A 25,166-nucleotide genomic window follows, 5' to 3' on the forward strand; every position below is an offset into this window, starting at 1 on the left:
GCTCAGGCTGCCTTTGGTCTCACTCCTGCGCGCGTCCGCTTGCGGCGGCGCAGGAGGTCGAGGCTGAACAGCACGATTGCGCTCCAGATGAAGGCGAAGCACACGATCTGCGTCGTGCGCACCTCTTCGCGGAAGACGAAGACGCCGAGCAGGAAGACCAGCGTGGGCGTCATGAACTGGACGAAGCCCAGCGTCGAATAGTCCATGCGCCGCGCGGCAATGGCGAAGAGCAGCAGCGGCAGGCCGGTGAACACCCCGGCGAGCGCCAGCAGGCGTCGGTGGTGAGCGACTGCCCCAGGCTCGACCCCGCAGGTGACAGCGCCTGGTTGGTGACGATGGCGATCCCCGGGATCAGCAGGAACAGCGATTCGACCGCGAGCCCGGGCAGCGCCTCCACCGCCACGCGCTTGCGCAAGAGGCCATAGCAGCAGAACGAGAGGCTGAGCCCCAGGCTCACCCACAGCATCGTCAGCGCGTTGAACGCGAGGATGGCAACGCCCAGCGCGGCGAGCGCGACGGCGCCCCACTGCAGGCGCGAGAGCCGCTCCTTCAGGAAGAGCGTGCCCGCCAGCACGTTGAGCAGCGGGTTGATGTAATAGCCGAGACTCGCGGCCAGGACGTGGCCGCTCTGCACCGCCCAGACGTAGATCGTCCAGTTGGCCCCGATGAACAGCGAACTGGCTGCGAGGATACCCAGCGTGCGCGGATTGCGCAGCGCGGCCAGTACCGCGCCCACGTTGCGCCGCCACAGCACCAGCACCGCGCAGAAGGGCAGCGTGAAGACGATGCGCCAGCCCACCATCTCGAACGCGGGCACATGGCGCAGCGCCGCGAAGTAGAGCGGGAACAGGCCCCAGAAGACATAGGTCCCCAGCGCGTAGGGGCAGGCCGCTGGCAGGTCGTGGGGTGGGGGTGGTCATCGGGGGGGACTTTCGAGGAGGGGGGGGCAGGCAGGCGGCCAGAAGAATAGGGAAGGGAGGACTTTTTCAAGGGGCCATCGCCCCTTGACCCCCGAATTGGCGAGTTCACCTCTCTGCGCCGCCGTGGCGCGGGGAGGTGAGTTTGGCAGTTTGGGGCGCATCTCACCCCCGCAATCGTATCATTTCGTCGCAAAAGGGGAATCTGACAGCGCCGTTGCACTTCGTTCAGCTTCAGTGCTCTAAACCTGAATGCGTACCGCGGGTAGGCCCCCGTCCACCGGGCCCGGGTCCCGCAATCGAGGAGAACACCGATGCACGCATTCTTCAAGGCAACCGCGCTGGTGGCGGCGAGCGCCAGCATCGCCACCGCCGTTCCCGCTTCGGCGGCTATCCAGAGCCAGGCCGCGCAGCCTGCGCCTGCGGCGTTCAGCGCGTTCGAGGTGAACCAGGCCGATACGCAGAGCTATGGCCGCGACCGTTACCGCTATTCGCGCGAGGATCGCCGCCGGGGCTACGGCCGCAGCAGCTATCGTGGCTACGACGAGCCCCGCCGCGTGTGGCGCGGCAACAACGGGCGCTACTACTGCGAAAAGAAGGACGGCACGACCGGCCTCCTGATCGGCGGTGCGGCGGGCGCGCTGCTGGGCCGTGAGATCGACGGCGGACGTGACCGCACGGTCGGCACGCTGATCGGCGCGGCGGCAGGCGCTCTGCTTGGCCGTGAGGTCGACCGCGGCGGCCAGCGCTGCCGCTAAGGGCGATAGGGCCTCACGCGCTGCGGACAGGGTCGCTTCGATCGCTCTCTCCCTCCCCTGATGGAGCGGCCCTGTCCCGTCCGTGACCTCCCCCAATCCATGAAATCCCTGTCCGCGCAGACGGCGATGCGCAGGTGGGGGCACGCCCAGCGGTGCTGGCACGCTTCACGGCTTGCCCGCTCGGGTGGAAGGGCGTCTGCACCTCATGTGCAGGCGCCCTTTTTCGTGTGCGGTGCTTCACCCCTGGCAAGGATTGGGTGGGCCCGTTTCCCGAAATGGGACGCTGGGGGTCAAGGCGCTGGTCTTTACCTGCCGTTTGCCCTTTGAGTGCATGTCCCCGGTGCCATGAGGCACGCGGGCAGGAAGGATACCGGGACGATGCAGGAGTTGGTGCGAGGAAAGCGGACGGGCGGCTGGGCCTGCGCGGCGCTGGCGAGCGTTCTCCTGGCAGGCTGCGGCACCTCCGAGGAGCCGACCTCTCCGGCCAGCGATCCGGCGATGAGCGGGGCTCTGGGGGAGGACATCATGGTCGACCCCGAGATGGCCGGCCAGGCCGGCGCGGCGCTCGAAGCCGACGAGGGTGAGGTGAGCCTGCCCCCGGCCGACCGCTCGCCCGAGGCCATCCGTGATGCACGCGCGAAAGCCGAAAAGCTGGTGGGCCACCCGATCCAGCCTGCGCCCGAAGCGCGCCAGGGCGGGGTCAACGTCCTCACCGAAAGCGCGGCGACCGCAGCGCAGGTCGCCAAGGCGACCAAGCTGGCCAAGACCGACTGCACGGCCAAGCTCGCCTTTTCGAACACCTGGGCGGCCAAGGTGCCCACGGCGCTTCCCGTCTACCCGCGCGGCGCGGTGCAGGAAGCGGCCGGTGTCGCGGGCGAAGGCTGCGCGATGATCGTCGTGAACTACGCCACGCCCATCGGCGCGGGCGATGTCGTGGCCTTCTACCACGCCATGGCCGACAAGGCGGGCTACAGCGCGCAGGTGCGCCGCACTGGCACGAACTACGCCATCGGCGGGCGCAAGGGCGATGCCGCCTATGTCGTCTACGCCGGGCCGTCCGGGCCGGGGACGACCGAGGTCAATCTCGTCACCACCGGCAAGTAGGGCGCTGACCCGAAGAGAGTGATTCAAGAGGCCATCGCCCCTTGACCCCAAAATCGGCGACCTCGCCTCTTTCAGCCACCGTGGCGCGCGCAAGGTGAGGTAGACAGTTCGGGGAGCCCGAGGGCGATGGCCCTCGGATTCATCCTTCTGACTTGTCCTTCAGATCAGGACTTCAGTCCCACGCCGATCACGGCGCGAGGCTGTTCCATCTCGCCCGAAGTGACCGGGTAGGCGCAGTAGTCGGCGGCGTAGTAGCCGGTCGGGCGGTGGTTGCCCGAAAGGCCGATGCCGCCCATCGGCGCGGCGTGGCTGGGGCCCACGGTCGCGCGGTTCCAGTTGACGATCCCGGCGCGCATGTTGGCCCAGAAGCGGTTGTACTCCTGCGGGGTGCCTCCGATCAGCGAGGCGGCGAGGCCGAAGCGGGTGTTGTTGGCTTCCGCGATGGCCTGGTCGAAATCGTCGACCTTGATGACCTGCAGGATCGGCCCGAACAGTTCGACGTCGGGGCGGCTGGCCATCGCGGTCGTGTCGATGATCGCGGGCGAGAGGAAGGGCAGCGTGCCCTCGGGGCGCTGGAGGTGCTTGATCGCCTTGCCGCCGTGGCTCATCAGGTAGAGGAAGCTTTCCGACAATCCGTCGGCGGCCGCGTTGTCGATGACCGGGCCCATGAACGGGGCGGGTTCGTCGAACGGGGCACCGACGATGATGCGGTCGGCAAGGCTTTTGACCAGCGGCACGATCTGGTCGTAGAGCGAGGCCTTGACGATCAGGCGGCGCGCGGCCGTGCAGCGCTGGCCCGCGGTCGCAAAGGCGGACTGGACGATCAGCGCGGCCGCATCGGCAAGCTTGGGCGTGTCCCACATCACCATCGCGTTGTTGCCGCCCATTTCCAGCGCCACGATCTTGTCGGGGCGGGTGGCGAGCTTGCGGTTGATGGCGATGCCGGTCGGCGCGGAGCCGGTGAACAGCACGCCGTCGATCCCGTCGTGGGCAACCAGGCGCTGGCCTTCGCCCGGGCCGCCCGGTGCGAACTGCATGACCGCGGCCGAGACCCCGGCGCGCTGGAAGCAGCGGGCGAGCAGCTCGCCCGAAGCCGGAGCCTTCTCGCTCGGCTTGAAGACGATGACGTTGCCCGCGATCAGCGCGGGCACGATGTGCGCGCCGGGCAGGTGGCAGGGGTAGTTGAAGGGCCCCAGCACGACGAGCACGCCGTGCGGCTTGTGGCGCAGCGCCATCTTGCCCTGGAGCGCGGAGTCGAGCTTGCGCTGGCTGGTGCGCTCGGCATAGGCGCGGATCGAGATCTCGACCTTGGCGATGACCGCCTCGACCTCGTTGTGGGCCTCCCACAAGGGCTTGCCCACTTCGCGCGCGATGGTGCGCGCCAGCGTGTCGGCCTCCTTGCGCACTTCGTTGGCAAAGCGGCGCATGAGCTCCATGCGCGTGGTCAGCGGCTGGGCGGCCCAGGCCGGCCAGGCGCGCCGTGCACGCGCAACGACGTCGTCGACGTCGCAGGGCTTGCCACGCCAGACCTCGGCGCCGGTCGCCGGTTCCAGAGAGATGATATCCGGTGCGCTCACGTTCCCGGCCGTTCCCCGATCGTTTGTCTGTGCTTAATGCACGTTACTGTGAAGTCCCCTTAGAGCCTGCGATCCCTAAGGGGAAGAAGTTGGAAATCCTGCATTCCCTTGCACAGGTATCCCTACCGGGTTCCTAATGCGAGTTACAAAAGCGCGCAGCGGCCTGCTGGCTTCGGTTTTGCCCCCAGACGGTCCCCCAGCGTCCGGATCGCTTGTATCTTGGTTTCGAGTTCGCTCCAGTCGTCGTGTTCGGCAATGGCGGCCCAGATGCGCTCGACTTCCTCGATGTGGAGGTCGGGCGGGGTCTCCTCGTGCCAGAACGGATCGTCGAGCCCGGCGGCGGGGGCATAGGCGGCAAGGCGCTGGCCGAAGGCGTCCTCGCCCGCGTTGCGGGCCGCGCGGTGGTGGAAGAAGAAGCGGTCGGGCGAGAAGCCGGTCTCGACCATGGCGTCCTCGGCGGCCTGGATGAGCGCGGTGTCCGCCTCCTGCCCGCGCGACTGGACGCCCAGGCGCCAGCAGAAGCGCCGCGCCATGGCGGCCTGGTAGAGCGGGGCGAAGCGGTCGAGCGCGGCGATCAGCGGCTTCGTTTCGGCAAGGGGGCTCAGCGCCTGGGCCAGCTGGCCGCAGTTCCACAGGAGCGCCTCGGGCTGGCGGCCGAAGGCGTAAAGGCCGGTGCGGTCGAAGTAGGCTGCGGTGAAGCGCGGGTCCCAGCGCGGCGCCCAGCGCCAGGGGCCGTAGTCGAAGCTCTCGCCCGAGATGTTCATGTTGTCGGTGTTGAGGACGCCGTGGACGAAGCCCGCGACCATCCAGGATGCGGCAAGATCGGCGAGCCGCTCGACCACCTGGTGGAGGAGCACGATGGCGGGATTGGTGCGGTCGGGCGCGTCCTCGGGCGGCTGGCCTCCCGGGTACTGGGCCAGCGCGTAGTCGACGAGGCGGGAAAGGTGCTCTGTCTCTTCCAGCGCGTAGAGGCGCTGGAACGAGCCGATGCGGATGTGCCCGTGCGAGAGGCGCACCATGACCGCCGAGCGGGTGGGGGAGGGTTCATCCCCGCGCCACAGTTCCTCGCCGGTCTCGACCACCGAAAAGGTCTTGGAGGTGTCGACACCGAGCGCCTCGAGCATTTCGGTGGCGAGGATCTCGCGCACGGCCCCTTTCAGCGTCAGGCGCCCGTCGCCATCGCGGCTCCAGGGTGTCTGGCCCGAGCCCTTGGTGCCCAGATCCAGCAGACGTCCGTCCGGGGCTCCTTCGCGCATCTGTGCGAATAGAAAGCCGCGTCCGTCGCCAAGGTCAGGGTTGTAGTTGCGGAACTGGTGCCCGTGGTAGCGCAGCGCGAGCGGGCGGGGAAGATTGCCCTCCAGCGGCTCGAACCGGCCGAAGTGGGCAACCCACTGGTCTTCGCTGAGCTCGCCAAGGCCCACCGCCTGCGCCCATCGGTCGTTGCGAAAGCGCAGCGTGTGCTCGGGGAACCGGGCGGGCGAGACCGGATCGGCCAGCCAGTCGGCCAGCGCGGTGATCGGGGTCTCGGGGCAGTAGGGGGCGGACGCAGGGGGGGAGCTTGCCATCCCTCCTAGGTGGACGTCTCCGCGCGCGGCTTCAAGCGCTAAGCGCGTGCGCCGCGCGCAGGGCGAGCGTCCCTTCGCAGCGCCTCGGCCAAGCCGGGTGTTCAGATGGATCGGGGAGGGCTATCAGTCGCTTGCCCCTGGCGCCGGCAATGCGCAGAGCGCCAGGCAACCGCAACAGGACGAGACCGGGACGCCATCGCGACATGACCAATTACGAGGAACGGCTCTGGGAAGATCGCTACTGGTCGAGCGCGGACGGTCTCAAGCTCCACTACCGCGACTATCTTCCCGCCAGCGCGGACGGCGCGCAGGTGCTGGACGAGGCGCGCCCCGTGGTGCTGTGCCTCCACGGCCTCAGCCGCAACGCACGCGACTTCGACGGTCTTGCCCCCCACCTGGCGCATCGCGGCTGGCACGTGCTGTGCCCGGACCTGCGCGGGCGGGGCGAGAGCGACTACGCGAAGGAGGCCTCCAGTTACGGCCCTGTCCAGTACGTCGCCGATATCCTCGATCTCATCCGCCACGAGGGGCTCCAGAAGGTCGTCGTCATCGGCACCTCACTGGGCGGGTTGCTGGCCATGGGGCTGGTCCAGGAGATCCCCGAGCGAATCGCGGGCGCGGTCATCAACGATGTCGGCCCCTGGCTTGAACCGGCAGGGATGGAGCGCATCCGCGAGTATCTGGGGCAGGGGCGCAGCTATCCCACCTGGGTCCACGCCGCGCGCGGGATCGAGGACGCGCACGACGGCTCGCACCCCGACCAGCCATTGGACTTCTGGATTCGCATGGCCAAGCGGCTGATGACGCTTTCGAGCAGCGGGCGCGTGGTCTTCGACTACGACATGAAGATCGCCGAGCCGGTGCTCGACATCGACCTTGCCGACCAGCCTGACCTGTGGCCTTCGTGGGAGGCGATGGCGGGGCGTCCGCTGCTGGTGGTGCGCGGCGAACTTTCCGACGTCCTCTCGCTCAAGACCCTGGCGCAGATGCTGGAGCGGGTGCCCGGCGCCGAGGCGTTGACGCTGGCCCACGTGGGCCACGCCCCGACGCTTGACGAGCCCGAGGCGCTCGCCGCGATCGAGGCGCTGCTGGCGCGCACGCTCTGAACCGGGCGGGGAGAGGAAAGGGGGCGCCTGTGCATGTCCTGCACCTTCATTCGGGCTTCAACGCCGGGGGCAAGGAACTGCGCGCGGTGCGCCTGATGCAGGCGTTCGGGCCGGACATCGCGCACACCGTGATCTCCGCCCAGCCCGGCGCCTATGGCGCGGCCGATGTGCTCGATCCGGCCTTGCAGGTGACGCTGGGGGGCGATTTTCCCGCGCTTCAGGGGCGACCCATACCCGCCCGCCTGTGGCGTATCGCCCGGGCGATGCGGGGGTACGATCTTGTCCTCAGCTACAACTGGGGCGCCATGGACGCGGTGCTGGCGCACTGTCTTTTCGCCCGGCGCCTTGGCCTGGGACCGCTGGTTCACCACGAGGACGGCTTCAACGAGGACGAGGCGGGCAGGCTCAAGTGGCAGCGCAATCTCTTCCGGCGCGTGGCGCTGGCGGGGGCGGCGGCGCTGGTCGTTCCTTCGCAGCGCCTTGCCGCTATCGCGCGGGACGCCTGGCACCAGCCTTCCGCGCGCGTGCGGCTGATCGGCAACGGCATTCCCACCGCGCGCTATACCGTGCGCCCGGCGTCCGATTCCCTTCCCGGCCTTAGCAAGGCGCCCGGCACGTTCTGGCTGGGGACGCTGGCGGGCCTGCGCGCGGTCAAGAACCTGCCCCGGTTGGTGCGCGCCTTCGCCGCGCTGCCGCAGGCATGGCAGCTGGTGATCGTGGGGGAGGGGCCCGAACGCGCGGCGATCCTGGCCGAAGCGCAGCGGCTGGGGGTGGCGCAGCGTGTCCACCTGCCCGGCTTCGTTGCCGATCCGGCGCGCGTGGTGGGGCTCTTCGATCTCTTCGCGCTTTCCTCCGACAGCGAGCAGTTTCCGATCTCGGTGGTCGAATCGATGGCGGCGGGCCTGGCCATCGCCGCGCCGGCCGTCGGCGACGTGGCGGCGATGGTGGCTGGGGAAAACCGCCCCTTCATCACCGCGCCTGGCGATGAGGCCGCACTGGCCCGCGCGCTGGGCGAGCTTGCCGGGAACGGGGCCCTGCGCGCCCGGGTCGGTGCGGCGAACCAGGCCCATGCGCAGGCCTTCTACGATGAAAACGCGATGATTTCGGCCTATCGGGAAACTTACGCAGCGGCTATGGGAGGCGCGCAAGGCTGGCCCTTGCCGTCCTGAAAGGCCCGTTCAGTTCCGCTTCAGAGCGGGACGTGCAGCGATGATGGCCGTTGAAAAGCCGCATTCATACGCTAAACAGCCCCAAACCCACCTCGTACCGCAGAAAGCGCCCCGATCTTGGCCCTGCCACCTGACACGAATTCCGCCTCCACCGGCTCCGACAAGAACGACAAGGCCGCCGCCCAGAAGGCCGCGCAGCAGGACGTCTTCGTCCGCGAGGTCGACGATGCCCTGCGCCAGGACCAGATGGAAAGCTTCCTGAAGGGCAAGGGTCTGGCACTCGCCGTGCTGATCGTGCTTGTCCTTGCTGGCTTTGGTGGCTGGCTTTACTGGAACCACCACCAGAAGACCCTGCGCGAAGAGCACGCCGAGGCCTATATCCAGGCGCTCGACAGCGTCCAGTCGGGCAATCTCGACGACGCCAAGGCCAAGCTCCAGGCGCTGAGCGGCGAGGATGCCAAGGGCAACGCCGTGCCCGCCAAGCTCATGCTCGCCGCGATCGCGCAGGAGCAGGACGACGTTGCCGGTGCCGCCAGGATCTACGAAGGCGTCGCCGCCGATGAAGCCGCACCCAAGCCGCTGCGTGACCTCGCCACCGTGCGCCTTGTCGCGGCGCGCTTTGACGAGATGAAGCCGCAGGACGTGGTGGACCGGCTCAAGCCGCTTGCCGCGCCCGGCAACGCCTGGTTCGGCGTTGCGGCCGAGATGGTCGGCATGGCCTACCTCAAGATGGACAAGCCCGGCCAGGCCGGCCCCCTCTTCGCCGAGATCGCCAAGGACAAGAACGCCAGCGAAGGCCAGCGCAGCCGCGCGCGCCAGCTTGCCGCCGTGCTGGGCGTCGATGCCGTGCCCGACGTGGTCGATGCGCGCGGCGAGGCAATCGAGGACGCCGAGACCACGTCCGAATCCGAAGCCGCGCCCAAGGGCGCCAAGGCGCAGGCCGCCGACAGCGGCGATACGGCCGCCGAATGAAATCTACCTGTAAGGATAAAGGCATGACCGCAGTCGACCTGACCCATCGGGCCCCGCGCCGCGCCGTGTGGCGCCGCCGCGCCGCTCCGCTCCTGGCACTCGCGCTGGTGACGGGCCTTTCGGGCTGCAAGCTCTTCGGCGGTGGCGGAGATGGTGGTCCCAAGACCCCGACCGTGGGCGAGCGTATCCCCATCCTCTCGCGCATCGAGAGCGGCGCCGAAGTCGATCCCTCGATGGCCGGCGTATCGGTGATCCTGCCCCCCGAACAGGTCAACGCCACCTGGGCCCAGGGCGGCGGCAGCGCCAGCAAGTCCTACGGCCACCTCGCGCTGTCCTCCAAGCCGTCCGAGGTCTGGAGCGCCAGCATCGCAGGCTCCACGCAGCGCGCGCGCCTCGCCGCCTCGCCGGTGGTGGGTGACGGGCGTCTCTATGTCATCGACACGCGCGGCGTCGTCCACGCCTTCAACGTGGAAACCGGCAGCGAGGTCTGGACCAAGAGCTTCAAGGTCTCCGGCGAGGACGAGAAGTCGATCTTCGGCGGCGGCGTCAGCTTCGATAGCGGCAAGGTCTTCGTCACCACGGGCGTGGGCGAAGTGGCCGCGCTTGACGCGCGCACCGGCGAGCAGAGCTGGTCGGTCAAGCCCGCAGGCCCCTTGCGCGGCGCGCCCACGGTCGCCTTCAACGCGATCTACGTGATGACGCAGGACAACCAGATCTTCGCTCTCAACGCGGCCGACGGCAAGGTGCTGTGGAGCGAATCGGGCTCGATCACCCAGTCCGGCGTCTTCGGCGTGGCCTCGCCCGCCGCCGCGCGCGGCACCGTGATTGCGGGTTATTCGTCGGGCGAGCTTGTCGCCTACCGCTACGAGAACGGCCGCCAGCTCTGGTCGGACGCGCTCGCGCGCACCTCGATCTCGACCGAAGTGGGCAGCCTGACCGACGTCGATGCCGATCCTATCATCGACCAGGGCCGCGTCTTCGCGCTGGGTCAGGGCGGGCGCATGGCGGCGTACGAACTGCTCACCGGCCAGCGCGTGTGGGAGCTGAACCTGGCAGGCATCTCCACCCCGGCGGTCGCGGGTGACTGGGTCTTCACGCTTGACGACAAGGCCGAGATCCTCGCGATCTCGCGCGCCAACGGCAAGGTGCGCTGGCTGACCCAGCTGACGCGCTACGGCAACCCCAAGAAGCGCAAGAACCCGGTGTTCTGGGTCGGCCCGGTGCTGGCGGGCAACGCGCTGTGGACGGGCAACTCGGACGGCGAGGTCTACCGCATCGACCCGGCAAGCGGTGAGGAAACCCTCTTCACCAAGACCAAGGGCGCCGTCTCGCTCGCCCCTGTGGTGGCCAACTCGACGCTCTTCGTGCTCGACGATTCGGGCCGCATCACCGCGTTCCGCTAAGAACGGTGGGGCGCGTGTTCGGCTCCGGACATGCGCCCTTCCTCTCTCTTCGCGCCGTTTTCCTCCGTTTCGGTCGCTTTAACCAATTGCGGGTAGCTCTCTTGGCATGACGAGCCAGAGGGACACGGGGGATAGCGAGACAGGCGCACAGCGTCCGGCCAGTGACGTATCGGCGGGTGTCGGCCTTGTCGGGCTGGCCGCGCTCCTGTGCTGGCTGCTGCTCTGCCGCAACTGGGCGAGCCTGGCCGCGACGTTCGGCATTCCCGGCCCCCGGGCCCCGATGAGCGGTCCTTACGCCTCGCTCACTGCGCTCTTCGTGACGGGCACCGCGATGAGCCTCTATTCGCTCATCGTCGACAAGGTTCATCGCAGCCCCTCCACCGGCATTGACTGGGCCCGCCCGCGCCCCTGGCGCGCGGTCCGCGAGATCTCGATCACCAAGATCGCCGGGCTCTGGGCGACCTGGATCGGGATCGGCCTCTTCTACTGCATCGCGCGCTGGTACTGGGACGGGCAGTATCTCTTCGCCATGCAGGTGATCGGCGCGGCGGCGCCGGTCCTGTTCCTCCTCTCGATCCCCTATGTCCTGTGGCTCGACCGGGTCCTTGTCGAACCGCGCGACGCCTCCTGGCACTTCGGCGCGCTCCTCCTGGGCCGCGAGGCATGGGAAGCCAAGCAGGTGAAGAAGCATTGGCGCGCCTGGGCGATCAAGGGCTTCTTCGGCGCCTTCATGATCTCGATCCTGCCCGGCGGCTTTGCCCAGATCGTCGAGGCGGACCTGTCGCGGATCGGCTCCGACCCGGTCGAGACGGGCTCGCTCCTGATCGGCCTTCTCTTCCTCATCGACGTGCAGATCGGCACGGTGGGCTACATCTTCACCTTCCGCCCGCTCGATGCGCATATCCGCAGCGGCAATCCGTTCCTCGCGGGCTGGGTGGCCGCGCTGCTGTGCTATCCGCCGTTCGTGTGGGGCACGATCGGGCGTTCGGACGTCCTGGGCTATGAAGTCCACACCGGCGGGTGGGCCTACTGGCTGGAAGGCTACACGCCGCTTCTGTGGCTCTGGGCGGGGCTGATGGTGGTGCTGACCGCGATCTACGCCTGGGCGACCTTTGCCTTCGGCCTGCGCTTTTCCAACCTCACCTATCGCGGCGTCCTGACGAACGGGCCGTACCGCTTCACGCGCCACCCGGCCTACCTGTCGAAAAACGCCTTCTGGTGGTTTTCGACGCTGCCCTTCCTCGTCACCAACGGGTCGCTCACCGACATGGTGCGCAACACGGTCCTCCTCGCCATCGTCAGTTCGATCTACTTCTGGCGCGCGAAGACCGAGGAAGCGCATCTCCTGCGCGAGGATGCGAAATACCGCGAATACCACGCGTGGATGGCGCGCAACGCCTTCATTACGCGCACCATCTCGGGGCTCTGGACGCGCGTTGCGCCCAGGCCGGTATCCGCGCAGGCCGCCGAGTAGGGCGGCCCGGCCGGATCAGAAGCTCTTGACCTTGTAGACAGGGGCGATCTCGCCCTGCCACTCGCCGTTGTAGAGGTCGAGCAGGCGCTGGGCGGGAACCCGGCCGCTGGCGACGATCTCGGCCAGCGGTTCCAGATAGCCGGTCTCGTTGTCGCCGCTGGCGTTGAGGCGGCCACGTGCGGCAAGGCCCTGCCGCGCGATGTCGAGCACTTCGCCCGCGATGTCGCGCAAGGTGCCCCCGGTCGGGATCGGCGCGTCAAGGCCGAGCTTGGGCACCGAGGAACGCAGCGTCTCGCGCCCTTCCATGTCCCAGTCCTTGACCAGGTCCCAGGCCGCGTCGAGCGCGCCCTGGTCATAGAGCAGGCCGACCCACAGCGCGGGCAGCGCGCAGATGCGGTTCCACGGGCCACCATCGGCGCCGCGCATTTCCAGGAAGGACTTGAGGCGCACTTCGGGAAAGGCGGTGGAGAGGTGGTCGTTCCAGTCCGAGATGCGCGGCTTTTCGCCGGGCAGGACCGAAAGTTCGCCCTTCAGGAAGTCGCGGAAGGAGAGGCCGGCGGCATCGATGTACTTGCCGTCGCGGAAGACGAAGTACATCGGCACGTCGAGCATGTACTCGACATAGCGCTCGTAGCCGAAGCCCTCTTCGAACACGAAGGGCAGCATGCCCGTGCGCGCCGGGTCGGTGTCCGACCAGATGTGGCTGCGGTAGGAGAGCATGCCGTTGGGCTTGCCCTCGGTGAAGGGCGAATTGGCGAACAGCGCGGTCGCCAGCGGCTGCAGCGCCAGCGATGTGCGGAACTTCTGCACCATGTCCGCCTCGCTCGAATAGTCGAGATTGACCTGGATGGTGCAGGTGCGCAGCATCATGTCGAGGCCCATCGAGCCGACGCGCGGCATGTGCCGGGTCATGATGTCGTAGCGGCCCTTGGGCATCAGCGGCAGGTCCGCGCGGGCCTTGTCGGGCCACATGCCCAGCCCCAGGAAGCCCTTGCCGATGCGATCGCCGATGGTCTTGACCTGGGCCAGGTGACGTCCGGTCTCGGCGCAGGTCTGGTGCAGGTTCTCCAGCGGCGCGCCCGACAATTCGAGCTGTCCGGCCGGTTCCAGGCTGACAGTGCCGTCCGAACCCTTCATCGCGATGACCTTGCCGCCCTCCAGGATCGGCTCCCAGCCGAATTCCTCAAGCGCGAGGAGAAGGTCGCGGATGCCGCCTTCCTCGTCGTAGGAGGGGGCGTGGTGGTCGCTCGTGTCGTAGACGAACTTCTCGTGCTCGGTTCCGATCCGCCACGCCTCGCGCGGCTTCTCGCCCGCGGCCATCGGCGCGGCAAGCTGGTCCAGGGTCTCGATTACCGGATCGTCACGATCCGAAGCCTCGCGGGTACTCATGGGCCCGGAGGTAGAGATGCGAAGGCCTTAGCGCCAGCCCCATTTTTGTTTCCAGGCATACAATATGGCTAGGTATTCACACGGTGGACCAGTCGCCCCGCGTTGCCATCCACACCGCGCAGGCCGCGATCGTGGCGGTTTCGCCGCGCAGGATGCGCGGGCCCAGCGTGATCGCGCGGGCGGCGGGATGGGCGCGGATGGCGGCGCGCTCGGCATCGTCAAAGCCGCCTTCCGGGCCGACCAGCAGCGCGGCGGGGCCATTGTGCGCGGCAAATTGCGCGGCGGCGGGCTCCCCGCCCTGTTCGTCGGCGAAGAAGAGGGCGCGGTCCTCCGGCCAGGCGGCCAGCAGCGCGTCGAGCTTCATCGGGCCTGCCAGTTCGGGCAGCGCGGTGCGTGCGCACTGCTCGGCCGCTTCGGACACCAGGGTCTGCGCGCGCTCGGGATTGAGCTTGTCGGCAACGCAGCGCCGGGTCAGCACCGGCTGGATCCGGGCGACGCCCAGTTCGGTCGCCTTTTCCAGCACGAGATCGAAGTTGGGCTTCTTCAGAAGCGCGGCGCAGAGCCAGAAATCGGGCACCGCCTCGCGGTCGCGCAGCTTGTCACGAAGGGTGAGGGTGACGTGGCGCTTGCCCGCGTCGAGCACCTCGGCCGCCCATTCGCCGGTCACATCGTCGCACAGGATGACGGCATCGCCCGGGCCCACGCGCATGACCCGCGCGAGGTAGTTCGCCGGGTTGCCGTCAAGGGTCAGCTCCTGCCCCTCGGCGAGCGGGCCGGAAACGAACAGGCGGGGGGCCGAACGCGGCGGCCAAGCGGGAGTGGCGGGCATGGGCGGATCTCGTTGCAGCGGATGGGGGCGCCTTAGAGGCGGCGGGCAGGGGAGATCAAAGGGAAAGATTGAAGAAGAAGAGGTCCGAGGGCGATGGCCCTCGGAAACTCCCTCTTCTTATTTGCTCACTTCAACAGCGTACGCAGCAGCGTCTCCCACTGCTTCACCGCCGGGTCGAGCGTGGCGAGCGGCAGGCGTTCGTTGAGGCCGTGGGCAAATTCGTCCTTGGGCTCCATGAACACCGCCGAGACGCCGAAGGCGGGGATGCCCTTGGAGCGAAAGTGCATCGAATCGGTCGCGCCCGCGCTCATGCCCGGAACGATGGAGAGCCCGGGCGCGCGTTCGTGGACGGCGACCTCGACGGCTTTCAGGACGTCGCTGCGCAAGGGGCTCTCGATCGATTCGAGCGTGCCGTTGTCCTGGAAGGCGATGGTGATGGCGGGGTCGGCGATCACCTGCGCCAGCGTCTCCTGCACCTTGGCGCGCGAGGTGCCGGGGAAGATGCGGCAATTGACGTTGGCGCTGACCGACTGGGGCAGCGCGTTGGGGGCATGGCCGCCCTCGATCATGGTGGGCACGCAGGTCGTGCGGATGAGGCCGATATATTCGGGCCGCGCGGAGAGCGTGGCGGCGGCCTTCGCGTCGGTGGGATCGGCGATGAGCGCGCGCATCGCGGGCGCCACTTCGGCGGGGGCAGCATCCACGCTGCCCTCGAAGTAGGCCTTGGTCAGCGGGCTGACGGTGACCGGGAATTTGTAGGCCCAGATCTTCTCCATCGCCGCGCTCATGGCGGCAATGGCGTTGGTCGCGCCCGGACGGCTGGAGTGGCCGCCGGGATCAGTCAGCGTCAGCTTGTAGTCGGCGTAAGTCTTCTCGCCCGCCTGGACCTCGTAGACGAAGGGCTGGCCCGCCTCGTCGAGCGTGCCGCCGCCCGAATCGGCGTTGAGGACGAGATCGACCTTCCCCGCCTCCTGGACGATGGCGGTGGCCATCGCGGCGGTGGTCGCCATCTGGGTTTCCTCGTCGCCCGAGAAGCCGAGCACGATGTCGTGGGCCGGGACCCAGCCCTCGCGGCGCAGTTTCATCATCGTCGCGGTCACGATGGAGAGCCCGGCCTTGTTGTCGAGCGAACCGCGCCCGAACAGGTAGCCGTCCTCGATCACCGGGGTGAAGGGATCGCGCTCCCAGTCCTCGGGCTTGGCCTCGACGACGTCCATGTGCGCGATGATCGCGGTGACCGGCGCCTTGCGGTCGCGGCCCGGGTAGCGGGCGAGGAGGTAGCCGGTCTCACCCTGGGGCACGAAGGTCACCTCGTCCTCGGCGAATCCGGCGTCGAGCAGGCGCGCCTTGAGCTTGGCGGCGAGCACGGGGACCTGTCCGCGGCCCTGAACGGTCGGAATGGCGACGGCTTCCTGGAGCACGGTGAGCGCTTCGCGGCCCGCGGGCGTTTCGGGCGCCTGGGCCATCGCGGGCGGTGTGGCGAATGCCAGGACGCTTCCCATCGCGGTGCAAAAGGCGAGTGTGTTCAAGCGCATCGTTTTCGTGTCCCCCGTTCGTGATCGCGTTGTGAGCGAGCCTGTGTTGTTGCGCGTTCAGGCACCTGGCGCAACGCCAAAGCGGCAAGGCTGTGTGCATGGGACACGCAGGACATGACAGGGGCGTCCCGATCCGGTATTTCCCGGGGGGTGAGTGATCCTACCTTCGTCCCCGACAGCCAGCAACGTGGCCTCGTCGCGGCCCTGCCGCCCCAGCTTCGCGATTACGCGATGCTGGCCCGTTTCGACCGTCCTATCGGCTGGTGGCTGCTGTTCTGGCCCTGCGCGTGGAGCGTGATGCTGGCGGGCGGCGAACAGCGCCTGGGGCTCATCGCCTGGCTGCTGGTGGGCTCGATTGCGATGCGCGGCGCGGGCTGCGTGCTCAACGACATTGTCGATGCCGACCTTGACCGCAAGGTGGCGCGCACCGCGCAGCGCCCGGTGGCGAGCGGTCGGGTGAGCAAGAAGGCGGCCTGGGGCTGGCTCCTGCTGCTCTGTGCGGTGGGCCTTGTGGTTCTCTTCCAACTGCGCCTTGAAGCGCAGCTGGTGGCGCTGGGCAGCGTGGCGCTCGTGGCGGCCTATCCGTTCATGAAGCGCATCACCTGGTGGCCGCAGGCCTGGCTTGGCCTGGTCTTCACCTGGGGCGCGCTGGTCGGCTGGATCGAGATCCGGCAGGACCAGCTGGGCGCGCTCGCTGCGCTTTACGCAGGCTCCATCGTGTGGTGCATCGGCTACGACACGATCTACGCCATCCAGGACCGCGAGGACGACGCGCTGGTGGGCATCCGTTCGTCTGCGCGGCGGCTGGGCCAGCACGTGCGGCTGGGCGTCGGTGGCTTCTACGCGCTGGCCGTGGCGTTCTGGGGGCTCGCCTTTTGGACGGTGCGCCCGGACTGGGTGGGCCTGATGGCGCTCGTGCCCGTCGCGATGCACCTGGGCTTCCAGGTTGTGACGCTCGACACAGCAGACGGCGACAACGCGCTGGCGCGGTTCCGCTCGAACCGGGACCTGGGCTTCGTGATGGTGCTGGCCTGCTGGGTGGTGGGCAACGCCGGGGTCGTCTGAGGACGGTCCCCAACGGCCATCATGTGCAATCTCTACCGCATGACCAAGGGCACCGCCGAGGTCGCCGCCCTGTTCGAGGTTCTGCCCCAGGAGGGCGCCAACTTCGCCGAGGAAGTCTATCCCGGTTACTCCGGCCTTGTCGTTGCGGAGGGGCGCGCGCAGACGATGACCTGGGGCTTTCCGCTTGTGCTGAAGGGCCGGCAGGGCCAGCCCCTCAAGCCCAAGCCCGTCACCAACGCGCGCGACGACAAGCTGCACACCCGTTTCTGGAAGGACAGCTTCGTCCACCGCCGCTGCCTGGTGCCCGTCACTCGCTGGGCCGAGCCCGAGGGCAAGGCGGGGCAGATGACGCGCACCTGGTACGGGATCGAGGGGGTGGACACTTTCGCGGTTGCGGGCCTGTGGCGCGAGAGCCCGGAATGGGGCCGGGTCTACACCCTGGTCATGGCGCCCGCCTGCGAACAGATGGTCGATGTCCATGACCGCATGCCCGTCCTCCTCCCCCGGCGCGACTGGTCCCGCTGGATCGAGGCCGCGCCGGAAGAGGCTTTTGGTCTGTGCGTTACCTCCCCGGCGCCGCTGACGGTGGAGCGAACACGGCGGCTATGGACCGGCGCAGGCGATCTGCCAGCGTCGGCCGAACAGGGCGCGGAGCCCGACGGGGACGCGGACGAGACCATGCCCCGGCTTCTCTAAGGACCGGCTCATTCATAGCTGACCACCTCGAATTCGATGTGGTCCCAGTCGAAGAAATAGAAGCGCCGTCCCGGTTCGTAGTCACCATGGTTGAACGGGGTGAGCCCGGCCGCGATCACCACCGCCTCGGCCGCGTCGAGATCGTCCACCACCAGCCCGATGTGGTTGAGCGGCTGGCCCTTGGCGAACCCTTCGTGCGCCTTGCGGTCGGTATAGACCGCCAAGTAGCTGAACTCCTCGCCGACATGGATCGTCTCGCCGCCGTTGATGGCGGGCCCGCGCCAGCGCTCGTGCCAGCCGAGCAGGCTCTGCAGCAGGCGGGACGAGCGATCGATGTCGCTGACGGTGATGTTGGCGTGCTCCAGACGGCCACGGGCCATGACTTTTCTCCTGTTGTGTCACCGGCGAATCAACCGGCTTGGAGAAAGTGCAAGTTCAAGTTAGGTTGAGATCAAGCGCGAAATGTGCGTCCTGTGTGAAGGCTGCCCGACAAACGTGAGCTCGACCGTTTTGGGAGCCCGAGGGCGATGGCCCTCGGAATCATGCCTGTTCCTTTTTCCATCTTCCCGGAGACCGCGATGCCCAGCTTCATCACCATCGGCGAACTGGCCCGGCGCACGGGCGTAAAGACCTCCGCGATCCGCTTCTACGAGGAGAAGGGCCTGCTCCAGGCGCTGCGCACGAGCGGGAATCAGCGGCGGTTTCTGCGCTCGGACATCCGGCGCGTGAGCTTCATCCTCATCGCGCAGAAGCTGGGTTTGCCGCTTGCCGAGATCGAGCGGGAACTGGCGCGCCTGCCGCAGGGCCGCACGCCGAGTGCACAGGACTGGGCGCGCATCAGCCGCTCGATGCGTCGGGCGATCGAGGACCAGATCGCCATGCTCGAGCGCACCCGCGACCGGCTCGACGGGTGCATCGGCTGCGGCTGCCTCAGTCTTGCCAAGTGCCACCTCTACAACGCCGAGGATGTGAAGGGGCGGGAAGGCCCTGGGCCGCGTCTGGTGCTGGCCCCCGACTGAGCGTTCACGAAAAAGGGGCCGCGCATCGGCGCAGCCCCTTCGTGCGTCTCAACGAGGTGCAGCCTCAGACGTCGGGCGCGTCCTCGTTGGTGAAGTTCTGCCAGTCGGGGGTGATGAACTTCTCGTCGATCAGCGTGCGCTGGTAGCAGATGCCGTCGCGGAACCACTGCCAGGTGCGCGAGCGGTGGGTGCGCGCGTCGTTGTTCTGGATCATCTCGTAGAGGTAGATGCCCGGCTCGTTCTTGCGGGTCCAGTTGAGGCAGGTCGAGCGGTTGAAGTCGTCGGGCTGCATCTCGGCGGCCCAGCCCTTGATGAGGTCGTTGTCCCACCAGATGCGGCCGTCCTTGTAGACCGCGGGGAAGTCGCGCACTTCCTTGCGGCCGTCGTCCCAGAAGTAGTGGTTGGTCTGGTGGTAGTGATCGACGCCGTCCTTGTGGATCAGGCGGCAGATCAGGCGCGAGCGGTGCTGGTCGACGAGTTCGCCGGTCTTGGCATCGTAGTAGCGATACCAGCCTTCCCACACACCTTCGTTCGAGGCGAGGATCGGCATGGCTTCGCGCACGCCGGGCTGGTTGATCAGGTCGGTCACGGGTACTCTCCTTCCGGGGGATCTTGCGTGCCACCTTCGTGGCAACGTGGGCTTATTCTTGGAGGATCGCGGCGCCGGGGGAGAGCTCTTTGCGGGGCTATCCGGGGTGCGATCAATTGGTATGCTATTAAGCCAATTGATCGGCGGGGCAAGTGTTTTGGATGAAAGATAAAAGGACATTTCCGAGGGCCATCGCCCTCGGGCTCCCCGAACTGTCTGGCTCACCTGTGTCACGCTACGTGGGCTGAATGGGGTGAGGTCGCCCATTTCCGGGGTCCAAGGGGCGATGGCCCCTTGAAACATTCCTACTGCTACTCCGCCGCGAGCAGCTCTTCCGCCCCGCCCAGATCCACGCTGACAAGACGCGAGACGCCCTTTTCGACCATCGTGACCCCGAACAGGCGGTGCATCCGGCTCATGGTCACGGCGTTGTGGGTGACGATGAGGTAGCGGGTCTGGGTCTCGCGGGTCATGGCGTCGAGCAGGTCGCAGAAGCGCTCGACATTGGCATCGTCGAGCGGGGCGTCGACCTCGTCGAGGACGCAGATCGGCGCGGGGTTGGTCAGGAAGAGCGCAAAGACGAGCGCGACCGCCGTCAGCGCCTGTTCGCCGCCTGAGAGCAGCGTGAGCGACTGGAGTCGCTTGCCCGGCGGCTGGGCGTAGATCTCGAGGCCCGCTTCGAGCGGATCGTCCGAATCGATGAAGGCGAGGTGCGCGTTGCCGCCCATGAACAGCTGGGTGAAGAGGCGCTGGAAATGCGCGTCGACCGCCTCGAAGGCGGCGCGCAGCCGCTCGCGCCCCTCGCGGTTGAGATTGCCGATCGAGCCGCGCAGGCGCGCGACCGCCTCGGCCAGTTCGTCCTTCTCGCTGACCGAGGTGCCCAGCTGCGCTTCGGCGGCGGCGAGTTCGTCGGCGGCGACGAGGTTGACCGGGCCGATCCGCTCGCGCTCGGCGGAGAGTTTTTCCAGCTGCGCATTTTCGGCCTCGGCGGAGCCCACGTCGGCGGCGGTGAAGACGTAGCGCTCGGCCAGGACCGGGGGCGGGCACTGGAAGCGCTCGCCCGACAGGCGCGCAAGTTCGACACGGCGCGCGTCCTCGTTCTCGGCGCGCGCGTTGGCCCCGGCGCGGGCCTCGCGTGCGCCGGCGAGTTCTTCCTGCGCGGCGGCGAGCCCGGTGTCGGCGGCCTTGGCAGCCTCCTGCGCGGCCTCCACGGCCTCTTCTGCGCGGGTGAGGTCGTCCGCGAGGCGGGTACGGACCGCTTCGGCCTCGGCGATCTGGTCGTGGAGCGCCTCCGGCTTGGCCGCGACGATGCGCAGCTCGGTCTCGATCTCGTCGAGCCGCCCGGCCATCTGCGCGAGGCGCGACGCTGCATCGCCCGCGCGGGTCTGCCAGCTGCGGATGTCGCTGGCTTGCGTTGCGTGCCTCTCGCGTGCGACGGCCAGCGCCTGGTCGTGCGCGGCCAACTGGGCGGTTGCGGTCTGGTGCGCTTCGCGGGCCTCGGTGTTGCGGGTGCGCGCGGCGTCGAGCGCGGCGCGGCCCGCTTCGGGATCGGGGAGCCCCGCGCGCTTCGCCTCGGCCTGGGCAAGCTCGTCCTGCGCGACCTCGCGGCGCTGGGCGAGGTCCTCCAAGCCCGTGGCGACTTCGGTGGACCGGGCGGCGTGGCGTTCGCGCGCGGCCTCGGCCTGATCGACGCGGCGCAGGGCCGCGCGGTCGGTGTTGGCGGCCTCGGCTACCGTGCGTTCGGCGGCCACGATCTCGCTCTGCAGGGCGGACAGCGCGGCCTGCGCGTCCTTTTGCTGCGTTTCGGCGGACGTGACCGCCGCGCGCAGGGGGGGAAGGCGCTCCTCCAGTTCGGCAAGCCGGTTTTCCGCTTCCAGCCGGGCGGCTTCGGCCCCGCCTTCGCCGCGCGCGATGAAGCCGTCCCAACGCCGCAACACGCCGCCCAGCGTCACGAGCCATTCGCCCGGCGCGAGCGCGCGGCCATCGTCTTCGGGCGCGACATGGACCAGTGCGAGCCGGGCGGCCAGTTCCTCGGGGCATTCCGGCACGTGGGCGGCGAGGCTGTCCGCCACGGGGGCAGGGGCCTGCGCCCCGCTCCAGAAGCGCCCTTCGGCCCCGTCCACGAGCCCGAGCGGCACCTTGGCGTCGCGCCCCAGCACGGCGGCGAGCGCGCGTTCGTAGCCGGGCTCGGCGCGCAGGGCGTCGATCGCGCGGGGGAGGCCATGCGCCGCCTTGGCGCCCTTGGCGCGGGCCTCGCGGTCGCGCACGAGGGCGGCGTGCTCGCGCTCCACGCCGGTCAGGTCGGCCTTGGCACCCGCCAGCGCGGAGGCGGCGGCGTCACGCTCGGCCTGCAGCGCGCTCTTGCGTGCGCCCAGCGCCTCCAGCGCAGTGCGCGTGTCGGCCAGCGCGACGCTGGCCGCTTCGGCTTCGGTGCGGGCGGCGGCGAGGGCCGTGTCGGGATCGTCCTCCTGCGCGAGGGCGGCGCGCTGCTGCTCCAGTTTTGCAGCTTCGGCGGCGAGCCGGTCGAGGCGGCCCTGTGCCTGCTCCAGCTCGGCGGCGGCGATGCGCCATTCGGCATCGACCCCGGCCTGCGCGGCGGTGGCCTGGGCAAGGTCGAGTTCGGCGCTGCGGGCGGCGCGCTCCACCCCTTCGAGCGCGTTGGCGAGGCGCGGGCGCAGGGCTTCGTCCTCGGCCAGCTTTGCGGCGCCCTCGGAAAGGTCCGTCTCCAGTTTCGCCAGCGCTTCGGCGGCTTCGCGCGTGACGCGGTCGGCGTGGTCGCGGTCTTCCTCCAGCCGGGCTTTCTGGCGGTCGAGGTCGGCGCGCCGCTCCTCGGCCGCGTCCAACTGGTTGATAAGGGTGGACAAACGGTGCGCTTGGGCCTGGACATCGTCGCGCCGGTCGGTCTGCTCATCGCGCGCGGTGACAAGGCCTTGCGCGGCGGCGCCTTGCGTCTTCTGCGCCTCGAACGCGGCGCGCTGGGCAGCCCCGACGCGGGTGTCGGCGGCCTCGGCCTCCCTCTTCGCAGCCTCGGCGGCGGCGGCGGCATCGCGCCAGCGCGCGTAGAGGAGGCGCGCCTCGGCGTGGCGGATCTGCTCGGAGATTTGCTTGTAGCGTTCGGCCGCCTTGGCCTGGCGGCGCAGCCCGGCGACCTGCTTGTCGAGCCCGGCCATGATGTCCTCGAGCCGGGCGAGGTTGGTCTCGGTCGCGCGCAGCTTCTGCTCGGCGTCCTTGCGGCGCACGTGGAGGCCCGAAATTCCGGCGGCATCCTCCAGCATGGCGCGGCGCTCGGCAGGCTTGGCCGCGACGACCGCGGCGATGCGCCCCTGGCTGACGAGCGCGGGGCTGTGCGCGCCGGTGGCGGCATCGGCAAAGATGAGCGCGACGTCCTTGGCCCGCACGTCGCGCCCGTTGACGCGGTAGGCCGAGCCTGCGCCGCGCTCGATCCGGCGCACGACCTCCAGCTCTTCGTTGTCTTCACTGCGGGCCTGGAGGACGACTTCGGCAAAGGCGCGGGCCGGACGGCCCGACGTGCCCGCGAAGATCACGTCCTCCATGCCGCCGCCGCGCATCGACTTGGCCGAGCTTTCGCCCATGACCCAGCGCAGCGCTTCGAGGAGATTGGACTTGCCGCAGCCGTTGGGGCCCACGACGCCTGTCAGGCCGGGCTCGATGTGCAGTTCGGAAGGTTCGACGAAGCTCTTGAAGCCGGTGAGCTTGAGACGCCGGAAATGCACGGCGGTCCTACGCCCGCTCGGGGCAGGGAAGGACCGCCCGTAGCATCAGCGCGCGCCGGCCTGCTGCAGCTTGGCTTCAAGCGGCTTCCATTCCATCGATCCGACGTTGGCGCCGTTGATGAAGAAGGTGGGGGTGCCGGTAATGTTCTTTTCCTTGCCGGCCGCATCGGTCTGGTCCGCGAGGGCCTGCGCGGTCTCGGTCTTGGCGAGGCACTGTGCGCCCTGCTCCTTGGAGATCCCGCGCGAGGCGAAGAAGTCGGTCATGCCCGAGGCTTCGGCAAGCGCGGCGAACTGCTTGTCGCGCGGCATTGCGCCGATCTGCTGGAGCTTTTCCTCGCCCGCGCTCTGCAGGTTCTCGAACATGTTGGGCTGCCAGGCCCAGAACTGCTCGGCCAGCGGGATCACCGCCTCGTCCGAGCCGCAGGTGGCGAGCATCGTGGCCGAGAAGTCATAGGGGTTGAGCATGAAGAAGCGGATCTCGTAGCTGACGCGGCCGCTCTTGACGTAGTTATCGCGCAGGTCCGCGAAGCTTTCCTCGGCGAACAGTGCGCAGTGCGAGCACGACAGCGCGCCGTATTCGACCAGCTTGATCGGCGCGTCGGGGTTCCCCATGCGGTAGCCGCCGTCCTCGGTCTTGCTGATGACGCTGGCCCATTCGGTGCCCTCGGGCGGCGCGACGGTGGCGAGTGCCTCGCTGGCGACCGGCGCTTCGCTTTCAGCGGCCTTGTCGCCGCAGGCCGCGAGGCCAAGAGCGAGCGGGGCCACGAAGAGGCCGAGGGCGATCTTGCGCAGGGCAGGGGAAGTCATGTGTCGCGAATCCTTGGTTGATGAAGCAGTCTGGCAGAAACCGGGCGCAAGGTTGAGGGGCGCGCAGCCCCGCCTGGCCATCTTTGCACAGTTGGAGGCGGAAAAGGGGCGGGCTCAGATCTGCCCGGCGGTGTTGGCGGCAAGCGCCTTGGTGATCGCGGCGGACAAGTCCTTCCACTGCGTCGCCTGGAGCGGGCCGCCCATCGGGCTCTGGAGGACCTTGCCGTCCTTCGTGGCGTAGAGGACCTTGCCGTTGATGACGATCCCGGGCGTGCCGGTCAGCTTGAGCTGCGAGGCGGCCTCGTACTGGGCCATGACCTTGTCGAGCTGGGCCTTGTCGGCGAGGCACTGGTCGGCCTTGCTGCGGGTGATGCCGAAGTGTTCGACCTTCTTGTAGAAATCGAGGTCGCTGGCGATGGCGCGCAGGCGCTGGGGCAGTTCGCCTTCGGCCCAGCGCGCGCGCTGCGCTTCGCTGGCCGATGCCGCCTTGGGCAGCCAGGTGTCCTGCGAGGCGAGGAAGGCGTTGTGGCGTACGAAGAAGGTCTTGGGATCGCCGCACGAGGTGAGGAGCGCAATGGTGATATCGACCGGGTTGCGCACCAGGTTCGAGACGGTGAGCGCCACCTTGCCCTGCGGGATCGCGGTCGTGCGCAGTACGGGATCGGATTCGCGGTGGAGCGCGGCGCAGTGCGAGCAGGTGTAGCTGATGTACTCGGTGACCTTCACCGGCGCGGCGGGGTTGCCCAGCGTGTAGCTGCCGTTGCCCGTCACCGTGACCTGCCCGTTGCGGTTGGTCTTGCTTTCGGCGGCACTGGTGCCTGTCGGTGCGGCAAGGCTGCCCGCCGCGAGCGTGGCCGCGCCCAGCGCGAGGAGGGAGAGAGTCTTGGTGGCAGGTGTCATGTCTCGTCGTTCCGTTCGGCTTTGGCGCCCATGCTGCGGGCCAGCGATTCCAGCACCGCGCGCAGCTCCGGGTCGCCGATGTCGCGCAGCGATTCGCCCAGTTCGTAGGGGACCGGTTTGAGGGAAGGCGGCGCGGCGCCGCTCTGCGTGGCAGGCGGTGGCTTAACCTCGCCTTGCCGGATCTTGACCTTGGCGACCGCCTTGTAGCCGAAGAAGCGGTTCACCCGGTCCATGATCTCGGGGATCACGTGCTGGATCAGCGTAGCGTGGGCGGGCTTGACCACCAGCTGCAGGATGCCGTCGCACTTCTCGCCGGGCGGGAAGCGGATCGCCTCGGGCGTGCAGACGCGGGCGTGGCGCGCGCCCACGATCTCGGGCCAGCGCGTCACCACGCTCGACTGCACGAAGCCGAAGCGGCGAAAGGCGGTGCGCCCGACATTGGGCATGAGGTCGCTGATCGCGCGGGCCTGTCCGCCGCGCGCGCGTTCGAAGGCCTTGGGCGCGGCCTTGCCCTTGGTCTTGCTCGGCTTCTTGTCCACGGTGCTGTCCAGAGTCTTG

At 68.7% G+C, this 25,166-nt stretch carries 23 protein-coding genes; 10 read left to right on the forward strand and 13 right to left on the reverse strand.

Features of this window, described 5'->3' with window-relative positions:
• Window positions 1-2: 2 nt before the first annotated feature.
• Window positions 3-206: a hypothetical protein gene (locus tag MBENS4_RS26580; RefSeq protein WP_242404848.1), complete on the reverse strand. Its 204-nt coding sequence runs from the start codon at window positions 204-206 to the stop codon at window positions 3-5.
• Window positions 170-898, reverse strand: a complete 729-nt coding sequence (gene rarD, locus MBENS4_RS09225; protein ID WP_340140832.1) for an EamA family transporter RarD — start codon at window positions 896-898, stop codon at window positions 170-172. Before rarD ends, MBENS4_RS26580 begins: the two co-directional genes overlap by 37 nt.
• Window positions 899-1,231: 333 nt before the next feature.
• On the opposite strand from rarD, the gene MBENS4_RS09230 reads away from it, so the two are divergent.
• Both MBENS4_RS09230 and MBENS4_RS09235 read left to right on the forward strand, forming a co-directional pair.
• Window positions 1,232-1,675 carry a glycine zipper 2TM domain-containing protein gene (locus MBENS4_RS09230; protein ID WP_039390321.1) on the forward strand — a complete coding sequence of 148 codons (444 nt, stop codon included), beginning with the start codon at window positions 1,232-1,234 and terminating at the stop codon, window positions 1,673-1,675.
• Window positions 1,676-2,053: 378 nt separating this feature from the next.
• Window positions 2,054-2,779 (forward strand): hypothetical protein, encoded by a 726-nt coding sequence (locus MBENS4_RS09235; RefSeq protein WP_052322144.1) that lies wholly within the window; start codon window positions 2,054-2,056, stop codon window positions 2,777-2,779.
• Between the two features lie 164 nt (window positions 2,780-2,943).
• Here the strand turns inward: MBENS4_RS09235 and MBENS4_RS09240 are convergent, their stop codons facing one another.
• Together MBENS4_RS09240 and MBENS4_RS09245 are read right to left on the reverse strand one after the other, a co-directional pair.
• Window positions 2,944-4,356, reverse strand: coding sequence for a succinylglutamate-semialdehyde dehydrogenase (locus MBENS4_RS09240; protein ID WP_039390322.1), 1,413 nt, complete (start codon window positions 4,354-4,356; stop codon window positions 2,944-2,946).
• A 143-nt stretch (window positions 4,357-4,499) separates the two neighbouring features.
• Window positions 4,500-5,921, reverse strand: a complete 1,422-nt coding sequence (locus MBENS4_RS09245) for a protein adenylyltransferase SelO (protein WP_039390323.1) — start codon at window positions 5,919-5,921, stop codon at window positions 4,500-4,502.
• Between the two features lie 203 nt (window positions 5,922-6,124).
• On the opposite strand from MBENS4_RS09245, the gene MBENS4_RS09250 reads away from it, so the two are divergent.
• The 5 genes from MBENS4_RS09250 to MBENS4_RS09270 all read left to right on the forward strand — a co-directional run bounded on the left by MBENS4_RS09250 (window position 6,125) and on the right by MBENS4_RS09270 (window position 12,045).
• A complete protein-coding gene (locus MBENS4_RS09250; RefSeq protein WP_039390324.1) occupies window positions 6,125-7,027 on the forward strand; it encodes an alpha/beta fold hydrolase in 903 nt (300 codons plus the stop codon).
• Between the two features lie 29 nt (window positions 7,028-7,056).
• Window positions 7,057-8,196, forward strand: a complete 1,140-nt coding sequence (locus MBENS4_RS09255; RefSeq protein WP_039390325.1) for a glycosyltransferase — start codon at window positions 7,057-7,059, stop codon at window positions 8,194-8,196.
• A 117-nt stretch (window positions 8,197-8,313) separates the two neighbouring features.
• Window positions 8,314-9,168: a tetratricopeptide repeat protein gene (locus MBENS4_RS09260; protein ID WP_052322145.1), complete on the forward strand. Its 855-nt coding sequence runs from the start codon at window positions 8,314-8,316 to the stop codon at window positions 9,166-9,168.
• Between the two features lie 23 nt (window positions 9,169-9,191).
• A complete protein-coding gene (locus tag MBENS4_RS09265) occupies window positions 9,192-10,571 on the forward strand; it encodes an outer membrane protein assembly factor BamB family protein (RefSeq protein WP_039390328.1) in 1,380 nt (459 codons plus the stop codon).
• A 106-nt stretch (window positions 10,572-10,677) separates the two neighbouring features.
• Window positions 10,678-12,045 carry a methyltransferase family protein gene (locus MBENS4_RS09270; RefSeq protein ID WP_039390332.1) on the forward strand — a complete coding sequence of 456 codons (1,368 nt, stop codon included), beginning with the start codon at window positions 10,678-10,680 and terminating at the stop codon, window positions 12,043-12,045.
• Window positions 12,046-12,060: 15 nt separating this feature from the next.
• On the opposite strand, the gene MBENS4_RS09275 is transcribed toward MBENS4_RS09270, so the two are convergent.
• The 3 genes from MBENS4_RS09275 to MBENS4_RS09285 form a co-directional block, all read right to left on the reverse strand.
• Complete coding sequence (locus tag MBENS4_RS09275; RefSeq protein ID WP_039390333.1) at window positions 12,061-13,434, reverse strand: glutamate--cysteine ligase; 1,374 nt, start codon at window positions 13,432-13,434, stop codon at window positions 12,061-12,063.
• 76 nt (window positions 13,435-13,510) lie between these two features.
• Window positions 13,511-14,263, reverse strand: a complete 753-nt coding sequence (locus tag MBENS4_RS09280) for a 16S rRNA (uracil(1498)-N(3))-methyltransferase (protein WP_039390335.1) — start codon at window positions 14,261-14,263, stop codon at window positions 13,511-13,513.
• Window positions 14,264-14,388: 125 nt separating this feature from the next.
• The gene (locus MBENS4_RS09285) at window positions 14,389-15,798 is read right to left on the reverse strand and encodes a M20/M25/M40 family metallo-hydrolase (RefSeq protein WP_039390336.1); all 1,410 of its coding nucleotides are present in this window, start codon (window positions 15,796-15,798) and stop codon (window positions 14,389-14,391) included.
• A gap of 114 nt (window positions 15,799-15,912) precedes the next feature.
• Between MBENS4_RS09285 and ubiA the strand changes: the two genes are divergently transcribed.
• Window positions 15,913-16,863 (forward strand): 4-hydroxybenzoate octaprenyltransferase, encoded by a 951-nt coding sequence (gene ubiA / locus MBENS4_RS09290; RefSeq protein WP_052322146.1) that lies wholly within the window; start codon window positions 15,913-15,915, stop codon window positions 16,861-16,863.
• A gap of 21 nt (window positions 16,864-16,884) precedes the next feature.
• Complete coding sequence (locus MBENS4_RS09295; RefSeq protein ID WP_052322147.1) at window positions 16,885-17,559, forward strand: SOS response-associated peptidase; 675 nt, start codon at window positions 16,885-16,887, stop codon at window positions 17,557-17,559.
• 8 nt (window positions 17,560-17,567) lie between these two features.
• Here the strand turns inward: MBENS4_RS09295 and MBENS4_RS09300 are convergent, their stop codons facing one another.
• Window positions 17,568-17,939: a VOC family protein gene (locus tag MBENS4_RS09300; protein ID WP_039390339.1), complete on the reverse strand. Its 372-nt coding sequence runs from the start codon at window positions 17,937-17,939 to the stop codon at window positions 17,568-17,570.
• Between the two features lie 162 nt (window positions 17,940-18,101).
• Here MBENS4_RS09300 and soxR point away from each other — a divergent pair, with 162 nt between their 5' ends.
• On the forward strand, window positions 18,102-18,578 hold the full coding sequence (gene soxR / locus MBENS4_RS09305; RefSeq protein ID WP_338422131.1) for a redox-sensitive transcriptional activator SoxR: 477 nt from the start codon (window positions 18,102-18,104) through the stop codon (window positions 18,576-18,578).
• Between the two features lie 64 nt (window positions 18,579-18,642).
• Here soxR and MBENS4_RS09310 read toward each other — a convergent pair whose 3' ends face one another.
• From MBENS4_RS09310 to MBENS4_RS09330, 5 genes are all read right to left on the reverse strand, one after another.
• On the reverse strand, window positions 18,643-19,167 hold the full coding sequence (locus MBENS4_RS09310) for a hypothetical protein (RefSeq protein WP_052322148.1): 525 nt from the start codon (window positions 19,165-19,167) through the stop codon (window positions 18,643-18,645).
• A gap of 311 nt (window positions 19,168-19,478) precedes the next feature.
• The gene (locus tag MBENS4_RS09315; protein WP_039390340.1) at window positions 19,479-22,901 is read right to left on the reverse strand and encodes an AAA family ATPase; all 3,423 of its coding nucleotides are present in this window, start codon (window positions 22,899-22,901) and stop codon (window positions 19,479-19,481) included.
• Window positions 22,902-22,946: 45 nt separating this feature from the next.
• A complete protein-coding gene (locus MBENS4_RS09320) occupies window positions 22,947-23,708 on the reverse strand; it encodes a thioredoxin domain-containing protein (protein WP_039390342.1) in 762 nt (253 codons plus the stop codon).
• A gap of 114 nt (window positions 23,709-23,822) precedes the next feature.
• Window positions 23,823-24,608, reverse strand: coding sequence for a DsbA family protein (locus MBENS4_RS09325; protein ID WP_039390343.1), 786 nt, complete (start codon window positions 24,606-24,608; stop codon window positions 23,823-23,825).
• On the reverse strand, window positions 24,605-25,147 hold the full coding sequence (locus MBENS4_RS09330) for a DUF721 domain-containing protein (RefSeq protein ID WP_242404849.1): 543 nt from the start codon (window positions 25,145-25,147) through the stop codon (window positions 24,605-24,607). Before MBENS4_RS09330 ends, MBENS4_RS09325 begins: the two co-directional genes overlap by 4 nt.
• Window positions 25,148-25,166 lie beyond the last annotated feature (19 nt).

The sequence above is a fragment of the Novosphingobium sp. MBES04 genome, from assembly GCF_000813185.1.
GTDB classification, from domain to species: domain Bacteria; phylum Pseudomonadota; class Alphaproteobacteria; order Sphingomonadales; family Sphingomonadaceae; genus Novosphingobium; species Novosphingobium decolorationis.